Raw genomic sequence first — 12,221 nt, 5'->3', positions numbered from 1 at the left:
TTAGAACAGACCTTCGATCTTTCTTTCATTTATTTGCTGCTTTCTACTAATGTTTTGAATGCATCCAGTTGTTTTTGAACCTCAGCTTGCAGTTTGTCGAAGCCAGCAGATTTTAATTTAGCGCGGAAATCTTCAACAGCTTTGACAGGATCACCAGCTTTACCATAAATAAGAGCAGGCGCCATTTGATTAACCACTTGGGTAACAGCTGTCAATTCGTTATTTACACTCGCTTTATCGAAAACGAAGCGACCGTAAGGATATGGCTTTTTAATTTTGTCATAGGAAGCAAATAGATTATCTTTACCTGCCCAAGTATCTCCTTCTGGAATTTCGTTCTTGTCGATACGACCACCCCAGAAATTAGAGTAGAATTCGTCTCTTTGAACATCATAGCCATCCGGACGATAACGCTTGCCGTCTTTAACAACATATTGCACGCCTTCCATACCGTAGTTCATCAGACGATACACTTCCGGATCTTGACGAAGCACCTCATAAACCATCATTGCTCGTTCTGGGTGTTTACTGTGAGAACCTAAGGAAGTACCGCCATGCGTAATAGACAACGATACGAGATTGTTACGAGTTGCTGAGAACGGGAATAACTGAAGATCAGAACCTGGCTGCAGTTGATCCATCTTCTTGCGTTCACCCAAATACGTTTGGGTATGATGTTGATCAATAGAGGATTTGCCTGCCTCCATTAGAGATCTATTATCTCCTTTATAGTTGAGAACATCTTCACGCCAGAAGCCTTTGTCCCCCCATTCCTTCGTCATCTTCGCTAAGTTAACAAAGGTATCATCGAAGACTGGGCTGTAAGCCTTATATTTATCATTAAAGGATTTACCGAAAATAACATTGATCATGCCTGTACCGATCGGTAACTCAATGGCATCGGTTACGGAATTGACATAGCCATTGGCAATACCTAAGCCTGAACCGTTGGTGTCCCAAGGAATTACTCCAGGTTTTTTATCTTTCACTGCTTGCAGATAGGTGCCCAGTCCTTGGAAATCCGTAATCGGCTTCGTAATGCCGAATTCCTTCGCCCAATCACCACGATAGAAGAAGCCATGATTAACCCATTGCGTGTAATGATTTTCTGGAATAATCATAATTTGATTCTTATATTTTGATTCTGCCCAATCTTCTGGAGGTATTTCTTTCCATGTAATTGGCGCATATTGTGGAAGCAGCTTATCCATCGGCATAAAAGCTCCTTTTTGGGAGTTTTGCCAAGTATCAAGCCAATCTGTCGCACCGGTAATGAGATCAACAGGTTCTCCGGAAGCGAGCAAGAGGTTATATTTCGTTTGCCAATCCGCCCACTCCACCCATTTAATTTCCAGTTTTGCATTGACTTTCTGTTTTAAAAGGGCATTGACTTTGTCCATGACTTTCTCAAATTGGCCATTCTTCGGTTTATCCCCCAGCATGACATAAGAGATGGTTTGGAATTCGGACGTGTCTATTTTACCTGAACTTGCACCTGCAGTAGCGGCTGCCGTATCTGTCTTGCCAGTTCCCTTATCCGTTGCGCTTGTTTCCGTGCTGGATGAACTACTGCATGCCGATAAGCTGACAGCTAGTGTGGCGGCTAACGCTACACTTAACACTTTCCCTTTTCTCTTCACCATTGAACTGCCTCCCCATTGTTATTAATTATGAATACGTCAGCCTTTAACAGCACCAACGGTAATACCTTTAATGAAAAATTTCTGCACCATCGGATAAAACAGAATGACAGGTCCTGTGGCAATAACAGCCGTAGCCATTTTCATGGACTCGAGCGGCATATCACGCGGTTGAATGTTGGAGGAGACGGAAGAATTTTTAATGAAATCAGCACTTGTTACTACGTTGTACAAAAAGAGCTGCAACGGTCTGTAATCCATATCAGGTGAGAGGAACAACAGCGCATTATACCACTCGTTCCAATAACCAAGTGCGATAAACAAGCCAATCGTAGCCAAAGCTGGTGTGGTCATGGGCAGGATCAGCCTCGTAAAGATTTTAAAGTCGCCAGCGCCGTCCATTTTGGCCGATTCGGTAATCGCATGAGGAATAGATCTCACGAAACTTTTCATCATAATAATGAGAAATGGACTCATAAGCCCTGGCAGCAATACGGCCAAATAATTATCCTTTAAATGCAGCCACTGCGTCATAATCAGGTAGAAAGGAACAACGCCCCCATGAAACAGGGTTGTAAAATAGATGAAGAACGAGATCCGATTGCGATATGGAAAATCAGGCCGTTGCAGGGAATAACCCGTCATGGCAACGATGAATAATCCGATGCTTGTTCCAATAACTGTGATTGCCAATGTCACTACGTAAGACCCAATAATAACTTGGGGATTCTCAAACACAATTTTGTAAGCAAATGTATCAAAAATTCTTGGCCAAAGATTGTAGCCATGCAACGTAATTGATTTCTCGGATGTAAATGATGTACCCAGTACAACAAGAAAAGGTACTAAACAACATAGAGCGAATAGAGCAATAAAAACATAACCGAATACTCGAATCGCAACTGAGGATATATCAGATCCCCGTCCACGTGTAATTGCCTGCATCACTGTATACGCCTCCTTACCTAGCACATATCGTGCCTATTGATTTAGAATAATGTGTTCTCTGGCGAGACTTTCTTCACAAACCAATTGGATGTCATGATAATGAAGAAACCGAAAACCGACTGATACAAACTGACAGCGCTTCCCATTGAGAAGTTGAAGTTATTTAGCAATGAACGGAAGACAAACGTTTCAATAATATCTGTCGTATCGAATAAGGCCGTATTATTAGCTCCAACCAAGTTATAAAACAGTCCAAAGTTACCTCGGAGAATACCTCCCAATGAGAATAACAGCAAGATAATAAAGGTCGGTTTTAACCATGGAAGAATGATATAACGGATACGTTGCAGCGCATTCGCACCGTCAATTTCAGAAGCTTCAACAATCTCGGAATCCAAGCCCATTATGGCGGCAAAATAGACGATAGATCCATAACCGGTAGATTGCCACAAATAGGTAATGACGATAATAAACGGCCAAATGGATGGATTCGAGTACGTTTTAACAGGATCCCAACCCATCGATTTGAGTACCCCGTTCAGCAGTCCGTAATCATAACTTAGAATATTGTAGGCAATGAGACCAACCAGTACGAAAGATATGAAGAAAGGTAGGAACATCAATGACTGTGTTAGTTTCTTAAACCACTTTTTGCGCAGCTCATTGAGCAGAATGGCAATCCCTATTTGCAATGAATTACCGATCAGAATAAAAGCCAAGTTATAGGCGATCGTATTGAATGTTAGTTTCCAAAGTTCACCGGATGTCACAAGAAACTTGAAGTTATCAAACCCGACAAATTGACTGCCGAATATCCCATCGGTGTAGTTGTAATTAATAAAAGCTAGATACAATCCCGGCATCGGGAGATACGACATAAGTAGAAAAAATAGAATGGCCGGGACACACATTAGAATTAATGTCCGAAAACTCCACAATCTTCGAAACCGTGATGTACGTCTTTGTATGCCAACGTTAACGCCACTCAGCACATGTAATTTAGCATCTGTTTTCATCTTTCTACTCCTTCCTTTTTAAGCCTCTGCGATGGGCACGAATCGTAATGGCTCCAGCCATGCATGCTCGCTTGCTCCTACAGCCTCAAGCAAGATAACCATTTCACTGCCCGAACCCTCCTCCTTAAACCATGGTCCTGGCAAATAAAAGGATTCCTCGTTTCCTCCACGAAACTCAGGACGATTTGCTCCCCCTTTGGTCCATAATCGGCCCACCACAAGACCATTAAAGATAACCGTCAGCTTCATATCGCTGCCAGAAGCATATACACGCCAGCCTCTACCCTCGTTGGTATGGTTAATCGTTCCGTAAAGCCAGGCCAAGTCGCCTGGTTTGAGCGTAATAGCTGCATCAACGGGCGTTGCTTTTGCCTTAGCAAGCTCAGCATGCTTCAACAGGCCATCTTCCTCACAAGCTGATAATGACCACTTCGTTGCCTTCGTTCCTTCATAGAGATCGATTTGACCGCTTAATGTCTCGTAGGATTTCACCAGATACACAGTCAGTGTTGCTGTCTCCCCCGCTTCTACATAGGGAGTCAGATCAAAGAATGGATTATGCGGATTTAATTGCCCGAGCGCATGTCCGTTCACATAAATGAAAGCATTAGCAACCATGCCATTCGCATGAAGAACCCATGCATTAGCCCCATCATCTAGCTTAATTTGTTTCCGGTAACACTCATAAGACGGTTGATCCGCCGAAAGCCAACCACCCAAGCCTACGATTGGCCATAAGGAATCATCGTACACAGGGTCTGCGAATACGTCTCTATCTGCGTCTGATTGAAGATGCTTAACGCGCCAATTCTGCCTCAAATCTATCGTAGACGTCACGCCTACAACGCCTGTTAAACCCTTGAGCCCATTCAAACTAAGTGCGGGTAAACGCTTATCATGGAAGTTCGTATGACCCCAAATTTCAACACGCGTCTGCAGGTCATATTCCCAATCTACTTCATCTGTAAAAGGAAGATAGTGACTTCCACCACCTGGTGTAACGGTTCCTAGATACGTTGCTCCCGCATAGACGGAAACAACATCGCTTGCTTGTTGAATCAGGACACCTTTATACGTTTCCTGCGCTAATGGCTTAGCTAATTCTGATGTGTACCACGCATATCCTCGGTAGACGCCATGCTTCTCTAAGTAGTCCGCCTGATCACCAAGCGAAATAACTCCTTGAGCAATTGAAGTCGTTGGACTCAACTGGCTTAGCATCCAATCAACATCAACCTCACATGGCTCGATAACTCGATCGATTTTGGTGCTATAACACATTTGTCCACTTTCATCTATGGACGCTAGGAGTAAAGCTTTGGAACGGCTAATTCCCACAAGCTCAATAAGACGATCTCCCTCTAAACGGATGAGTATTGAACTGGCTTGCTCCTCTGCCTGAAAGCTGACAGTCAACGACGAACCCTTCTGCTCACACAGCTTCATCGTACTCTTAACAACGTGAAGCTCAGATTGGAATTCGAAGCTGAGTTCTCCTTCGCCCTCGGAATGGAAGACAAATAGCGTACGATCATTCGTATGCCTTACCATGGCAAGCTCCGCAGTTGCGTACAACAGCGTACCTTCATCTAACCCCCACGTGTGCAGGGGAATTCCGATAGGGAGTATCGGACAGCGATCAGGCTTGGCAATTAGCGTTGTGTAGCTTGGCAAGCTAGCTTGTTCGGTTGGTAAGTAAGCGCATTCATCATTATCAGTGACATTGCATAAGAAAAGTAGATATCCGCCTTGCTTCAGGGCTAATTGGTAGTGTGATCCGCTGTCATTCGCAACAGGTTGCGCCTCTGCCAACGAACTGCCATAGGCTTGAATCACTTGATACAGCAGTCTCCCCTCAAATGCCTCGTCTCTCACATGTCCTTCGGGTGTAATCATGCCATGAAAGTCGTAATCGGATGTTAAGAACGAAAGTGGATTCCCCCAATTGTTAATGGCGTTCGTGAATCCAATGTTAGTGCCAGACGCTTGCAGATAAGGGCCGAGCAATTTGACGCCACAAGATAATAACCTACGCAGCAGGTAGTGGGAACGATTCGTCTCTGTCACCAGCAAGGGGAGATTACGTCTGCCTAATTCGCTTTTGTAGTACAGCACCTTTTCTTCCAAAACGGGGTCCCGGTCATTGGGATAAAAGTTGCAGGTTGGCACAACACCTTCTGCCAGACCAGATGCTTCAACCAAGCCGCCCTGTCCCGCACAAGCAATAAGCGGTACTGTAATTCCGTGTGCTAACGCCATATCTCGCAAGGCAGATATATATCCCTTAGGGTCAGCACAAGGATAGAAATCAAGCTCGTTTTCCAGTTGAACAGCGATGATCGTTCCGCCTTCTCCCATTTGATACTTCTTAAGGATAGGAAGAATTTGATCATACCAGCGTGCAACATACTGTAAGTAGTGTTGATCGTTTTGTCTGATGTGCAAGTTATCCTTGACAAACAAGTAGGCAGGAAGCGCGCCGCCATCCCATTCCGAACAAATATAAGGTCCTGGTCGCGCGATTACCCATAATCCCGCTTGCGAAGCGTCTTGCAAGAACTGAGCTGCATCCTTCTCCTCGCTAAAGTCCCAATTCCCTTCCTCTTTTTCGTGATAGTTCCAAGGAAAATAAACATCAATGGCGTTATATCCATAGGCTTTCACTTTCTGAAGACGTTCCTTCCATAGTGCGCGAGGTAAACGAAAATAAAATAAAGAAGCACATACTACGATCTCTGGTTTCCCATTGATTCGTAAAGCATCAGGTGATAATTGCACAATAGCTTCTTGGGTATTGAATACATTCATGTATGTAGAACCTCCCCCGACCGAATCGTCAATTTCGTTTATGAAACCCGTTTCATTTCCAACGGTTTGTTAGTCGCTGCTCTATGTAGTTATTATAGCCCTGTGTAAAAGCGCTTACATTAAACAAAACTTCAAGTTTTATTAAAATTCACGGATGTTTACACGACTAGAAAACAAAAAAAGCCTCGAATTGTATGTCAATTCGAAGCCAATTACATTCCAACAATCACTGATTTATTATACAATTCACGGAAGTCGTCGATAATCCTTGACTGTTTTATCCTCTAACTCTTTAAATACTTTGCAAAAATAAGACGTTTCTTGAAAGCCCGTACGTTCTGCAACTTCATAAACTTTGAGATTTGAATCTCGAAGCAGTTCCTTCGCTTTGCGAATTCGGCAGCGATTGATGTATTCAATCATGCGCATGCCGGTTTCACTTTTGAATAAATTCGATAAGTAATTCGTACTGAGATGAAGGATCTCAGCAATTTGAGTTACCGTAATATCTTCCGAATAATGTTCGTCGATGTAAGCCATCGCTAATTGAATTTCCTTACGGATAACTTGGCTTGCAGCCGGTTCACCCGTCAGTTGTCGGTTCACATGCAGAAACTGCTGTTGCAACTGCTTCAGAGCTTGGTTGCTTTGCTCCAATAGTGATCTCATTTCCTTACAGCTTTGTTCAACTTCGACCGTGAAGTTGTTTTTCTCTATCGCAATTGTTTTTAATAGGAGCACCAACTCCGTTAAGATCGTCTTTACCTGACTAACGGGCGGTCTAAGCACATTTAGCGTTTGAAAGAGCTTCTCCGTTTGTATCTGTATGTCTTGGAAGTTGCCGCTCTTCATTGCCATAATAAGCGGTTGCAACTGTACATTACTCGCTATTGGTCCTGCTGCTTCCCGAACCTCTATGGAAGAATAATGGTAAATTTGTTGGATTCCCTCATAGACGAATAACTCCAAAGCACGCTCGGCTTGCTTATAGAGAAGCGCTAAATCTTTCAAACCGAATCCAACACCGCTGATGCCAATTATTGCTGAGCCGCTATGCCCTTTCGTGTCCATATACAGCTGAGAAGCCAATTGCTGCGCCATTTCCACACACTTCCTCTCACTCTTCTCGTGAGGGTAATAAGCGATGATGGCGGATCTTTGCTTCGTGATTGGAATGATCATTGCATACGAACTCAGCAGCTCATTGGATACATAAGCGCCAGATTCTCCATGCCCGTCTAGAAGTATGACGATCGATGGTTCTGTATGGATGGGGAATTCCATCGCATTCGCTTGATCATTGACTTCCTCTGCCTGAACGTCCCCTAAGAGCAGCTTGCGGCCGAGCATTCCTCTCATTTCCTCAAAGCTGGATGTCCGAAGCGCATCTTGTTTCCTTTTTTGATTATCGGCTATGATTTTCTTCGACATTTGCTCTAGCAGTTGTTGAAGCGTACTTGGCTCCAAATCATGTTTTAGCAAGTAATCCTCTGCGCCTAATTTCAATGCTTCTTTTACGTACCTAAAATCATCGAAAGAGCTCAGCGCTACCATTTTAATAGACGCATCTAACTGTTTCACCTTTTGAATAAGGTCAATGCCACTCATCTCTGGCATCGAAATATCCGTGACAATTAAATCAACATGATGATGTTGAAGTAAATCGAGCGCATGAACGCCATTCAACGCCTCGCCTACAATATGAAACCCATAATCCTCCCATCGAATGATCGACTTGATGGCATATCGGTAAATCGCATTATCTTCAACGATCATCGCATTCAACATCATATGGCCTCCTCTATTGGCAGCTTTTTATAGGGCATTCGCAATATAGCCTTCGTACCTAACCCTGGAACGCTTTCGTAACTCAGCCCATAACTCTCACCATAGTACAGTTGCATCCGTTCATGTACATTGCGGATACCTATGCCATTCAAGCCTGGAACGGTCTCTTTCTGGTTCACCCCGCTAAGTAAGTTGTCTACTTGATGAGCGTCCATCCCCATTCCATTGTCTTCCACAATCAATACAAGCTGCTCCCCTTCAATGAAAGCACCTAGTGTGATCAGGCCTATCCCTTTAGACATTTCAATGCCATGAAGAATCGCATTCTCGACAAGCGGTTGAAGAATGAAATAGGGAACCTCACAATCCAGTAAGCTATCATCGATTTCGTTTCTCAGCTGGAAGGCGTCACCATATCCCATCTTTTGAATGAAGATATAATTGTTCAGTAGATTGACTTCCAGTTCTAGCCGATGGAATTCACCAACACGCCTAACCGAAGACTTCAGCATGTCGATTACTGCGCTAACCATCCCTACAATCTCAGACTGTTGATTCATATGCGCATACCATTTCACCGTGCCTAATGTATTGTACAGGAAATGGGGATTAATTTGACTTATCAAGACTGTAAATTCTGCTTGCTGCTTAGCAATGCGCTCTTTATAAACCGTATTTATCAAATCATTAATCCGGGACAACATGAAATTGAATCGCACAGATAAAATGCCAACTTCATCATTCCCCTGCGGGACAATTCGGACATCAAAATTCCCATCTTCTACTTTACGCATGGTTTGTTCTAATACTTTGATATTCCTCGTCGTTGACTTCGAGAGTTGAATCGCAATCCCAGTTGATATGACAACAGCTATACATATAACGAGAACTATAAGCAGAACGAGAATACGCGTATTCGACAAGAGTTCGGACAAAGGAATGAAGCAAAGCACTCGCCACCCCAGCGTAGCGGTTTGTTCTTGCAGAAATAAGTGACTTCCTGTTTGAACCGTCTCCATCGTTGCCATGGAGTAATCACCTTCTTTGAGCTGATAGCTCAAACTCTTGGCAATGAGTTCATTCGTCCCTGGTGTCCCGCCACCAGCCAATAATTCATTGAAGGGATTCATAATAACCATATTGTTTTGTTTAATAATGGAGCTGCTATTACCTAGTGATAAGAAATATTCCGTATCCAAATTAAAAACAAGCGTGCCTAAGCTTTGATCCAGCTGACTAACGTCGACAAAGTCTCGAATTAGATGAACTTCTTTTTGCTGACGTAAGGAAGGAGACCAGCCTAGATTCACGCCATGCAATCTCAAATAGGCGGATGCCTGATTCGTCTCTGCTGAAATATCCCCTTGCTGATAGGAATGCGTGATGCCTTTTCTATTTTCCCACCAATATACTTGCCCCGTTCGTGTTTGGATCATGATCGAATTTAAATAGGGAATACTATTTCCATACTGTGCCAGGAGAAATTCCATGCGGCTTCGGAAGGTAGGATAATTGTCTGACGTTACTTTCTCCCCCTGTTCTGCGACAATTTGGCGAATACCACTGTCACTTAACACGTAAACCGATGAATTTAAAGCCTCCTTTGCTCTGTTCTCAATATTATCCGCAACTTGATGAATGACTTGCATGGAAAGATCCCTTGTATTCGATTCAATGAACTTTGTAGAGACATAAATCGCGACGCCACCGATGGCTGATGAGATAAATAGGATAATAATCATATTTGACAAGAAAATTTTCATACGGATACGATAATCTTTGATAGGCTTGAAAATCCAGGGGAAACTACTCATGCGCATTACTCCTTATTCGCACGTCATTTTACAGGCTTACGAATCCGATCGAAAGCTTGATCAAGCTCACTTAGGAAGACATCCGTGTTGCGATTCTTATCCAGAGCGAATCTCGTAAGCGCATCCACATATATTTTTTGAAGATCTTGGTTAACGAAATCAGTCGTCATCTTCGACCAGTCATAGACTTTGGAAGTTTGAATATAAGCTTTGTCCAGTTCCACATACGTCGGATCGAAGTCAGTCGGCAGTCCTTTTATCACAGATAATGCTTTTTTATTCGTCTGAAAATTAAGCCCCATTTCTTTAGATGCAAATATGTCTAACGCTTGTAAGGCCGCTTCTTTATGGGACGATTTCGGGTTAATCACAATGCCACCCGTTGATTTTAAGGGGAACTTTGCATCCTCTGGATGCTCCGAATATGGAAAAGCGAATAGGCCAAGATTACTCGATGGATTCTTAGACTTAACGCCATCTACTGTCCATGTCCCATTAATGATCATGCCCGCTTTACCATCAGCTAGCATGTCTAACGCTTGATTCCAATCTGTTTCGAACGGTTTACTGTTGATATAAGCCAGTCGGTCGGCATATCGCTTAAGGACATTTTTGAAATGAATATGATCCTCCTTAAACGTCGTTCTGCCTGCTTCCACATCGGTGATCCAGTTCGGCTCAAAGGCATATTGGCTGACCAAGAGATCCGCAGCGACATCCCAGAGTATCGTCCAGCTATCCTTATAACCTGCCGCGATAGGGGTAATTCCTGCTTTCTCCAGCTTGCGGCAATCCAGCAAGAATTCGGACCAAGTTGAAGGTGGGTTAAGGATTCCTGCTTTAGCAAAGGCGTCCTTATTATAAATGACACCCACACCGTTTACGTCAATGGGAAGCGCCCATATTTTACCGTCAGACGACTTGACGCCTTGAAGGTACCGTTCATCAATCTGTGAAAGAAACGGCTGCCCAGTTAGGTCTAGGGCATATCCACTTTGAATGAGATCTTTCGCAGCCGAGATGGAATCTACCATATAGATATCAGGCATCGTGTTAGAGACCGCTTTCGTCCGCAACAAGCTCATGTAATTTCCAGCATCTACTCCCGTTAGAGCAAACGAATAGGCTGGATACTTTTTATCGAACAACTGTGTACCCGTTTCCAACCATTTGCGTGCGCCTTCCTCATCAAAATGATGAACCCACGTTAATGTCTGCTCTTTCGGTGTTGGCTTAGGAATGGTCGTCGAAATCTGAGATTCGCAGGCTGTTAGTAGAAGGAGTGATACCCCTATAGGGAGTAAACGAGCACATATTTTCAAGATAAACCTCCTTTTATTCGAACGCTACGCTTGGCTTGCTATCGCTAAGTCTTTATTGTGCACGATGCCGTTAAAAACAATCTCAATTGCCCCTCTCAACGCTTCTTCGTACGTCAAATTGGTTTCCATTAAAAATCGATCTTTCAGCATGCGATCCATTGTGGATAAGAGAACTTCTTTGAAAATGAGAGGATTGATCGGTTTGAGACGTTTGAGCCTGATTCCTTCCTCAATTAATAATAATGTCGTTTCCCAATCCGCTTGCAAATTGTTTTCTATTTCGATGAAGAGCTCTGGAAATGACTTTTCAATTTCATAGATTCGCCGGTAGTCTAGTACAGCAGAAAAGTTGGGCATAATTTGAATAATCGCCATTAACTTAGTAACAACGTCCAGCGATTCATCAGACATAATGCGCTGTTCCTGTTCCTTAATGCTCGTGAACGCTTCTCGAATGAACAAGCGAATAATGTCTTCTTTGTTCCCTATTTGCTCATATAGTGTCCTTTTGGAAACGCCCAGCTTGGCGGAAAGATCATCCATCGTAAAGCGGATTCCTTTCTCATCAAATTCCTCAATAGCAGCTTTCATAACACGTGATTTGAAATCCATTCTTCCCCTTCACTTCCTTAGGAACAGATTATCCTTTTACCTTAAAATGAAAGCGCTCTTAAAAACATATAAACTAGAAAAACTCATTTCGTTTTCCCAGTTTTCTTTTACTTGTTTACGATTATACACACTTCTATTCAACTAGACCATAGTTAAAAATGACGCGGAGAGCCAATTTGCTGCAACTTCAATTAACACAAAAGAAGCCAGGCTCCACGATATTACATGGAGTCCTGGCCTTATTAGTCTTAAAATTAGTGTTGAAACCGCAGC

Annotated in this window: 8 protein-coding genes; all 8 read right to left on the bottom strand. The window is 43.2% G+C overall.

Going from position 1 to position 12,221, the window contains the following annotated elements; all coding sequences use genetic code 11:
* Positions 1–29: 29 nt before the first annotated feature.
* Positions 30–1,643 (bottom strand): ABC transporter substrate-binding protein, encoded by a 1,614-nt coding sequence (locus tag AC58QT_RS16120; RefSeq protein WP_497409884.1) that lies wholly within the window; start codon positions 1,641–1,643, stop codon positions 30–32.
* A 36-nt stretch (positions 1,644–1,679) separates the two neighbouring features.
* Positions 1,680–2,585 (bottom strand): carbohydrate ABC transporter permease, encoded by a 906-nt coding sequence (locus AC58QT_RS16115; protein WP_497409883.1) that lies wholly within the window; start codon positions 2,583–2,585, stop codon positions 1,680–1,682.
* 44 nt (positions 2,586–2,629) lie between these two features.
* On the bottom strand, positions 2,630–3,499 hold the full coding sequence (locus AC58QT_RS16110) for an ABC transporter permease (protein WP_497410038.1): 870 nt from the start codon (positions 3,497–3,499) through the stop codon (positions 2,630–2,632).
* A gap of 123 nt (positions 3,500–3,622) precedes the next feature.
* Positions 3,623–6,412: a beta-galactosidase gene (locus AC58QT_RS16105; protein ID WP_497409882.1), complete on the bottom strand. Its 2,790-nt coding sequence runs from the start codon at positions 6,410–6,412 to the stop codon at positions 3,623–3,625.
* A gap of 246 nt (positions 6,413–6,658) precedes the next feature.
* Positions 6,659–8,200 carry a response regulator gene (locus tag AC58QT_RS16100; protein WP_497409881.1) on the bottom strand — a complete coding sequence of 514 codons (1,542 nt, stop codon included), beginning with the start codon at positions 8,198–8,200 and terminating at the stop codon, positions 6,659–6,661.
* The gene (locus tag AC58QT_RS16095; RefSeq protein WP_497409880.1) at positions 8,200–10,014 is read right to left on the bottom strand and encodes a sensor histidine kinase; all 1,815 of its coding nucleotides are present in this window, start codon (positions 10,012–10,014) and stop codon (positions 8,200–8,202) included. Before AC58QT_RS16095 ends, AC58QT_RS16100 begins: the two co-directional genes overlap by 1 nt.
* A 23-nt stretch (positions 10,015–10,037) precedes the next feature.
* A complete protein-coding gene (locus AC58QT_RS16090; protein ID WP_497409879.1) occupies positions 10,038–11,336 on the bottom strand; it encodes an ABC transporter substrate-binding protein in 1,299 nt (432 codons plus the stop codon).
* Between the two features lie 24 nt (positions 11,337–11,360).
* Positions 11,361–11,948: a TetR/AcrR family transcriptional regulator gene (locus AC58QT_RS16085; RefSeq protein ID WP_497409878.1), complete on the bottom strand. Its 588-nt coding sequence runs from the start codon at positions 11,946–11,948 to the stop codon at positions 11,361–11,363.
* Positions 11,949–12,221 lie beyond the last annotated feature (273 nt).

This window comes from Paenibacillus sp. J31R109, assembly GCF_059692055.1.
This window is presented reverse-complemented; position numbering and strand designations above follow the sequence as displayed.

Bases quoted from the DNA above. Each gene is read 5' to 3' on its own strand.
- AC58QT_RS16120 (WP_497409884.1), bottom strand. From the start codon at position 1,643: ATGGTGAAGAGAAAAGGGAAAGTGTTAAGTGTAGCGTTAGCCGCCACA.
- AC58QT_RS16115 (WP_497409883.1), bottom strand. From the start codon at position 2,585: ATGCAGGCAATTACACGTGGACGGGGATCTGATATATCCTCAGTTGCG.
- AC58QT_RS16110 (WP_497410038.1), bottom strand. From the start codon at position 3,499: ATGTGTGTCCCGGCCATTCTATTTTTTCTACTTATGTCGTATCTCCCG.
- AC58QT_RS16105 (WP_497409882.1), bottom strand. From the start codon at position 6,412: ATGAATGTATTCAATACCCAAGAAGCTATTGTGCAATTATCACCTGAT.
- AC58QT_RS16100 (WP_497409881.1), bottom strand. From the start codon at position 8,200: ATGTTGAATGCGATGATCGTTGAAGATAATGCGATTTACCGATATGCC.
- AC58QT_RS16095 (WP_497409880.1), bottom strand. From the start codon at position 10,014: ATGAGTAGTTTCCCCTGGATTTTCAAGCCTATCAAAGATTATCGTATC.
- AC58QT_RS16085 (WP_497409878.1), bottom strand. From the start codon at position 11,948: ATGGATTTCAAATCACGTGTTATGAAAGCTGCTATTGAGGAATTTGAT.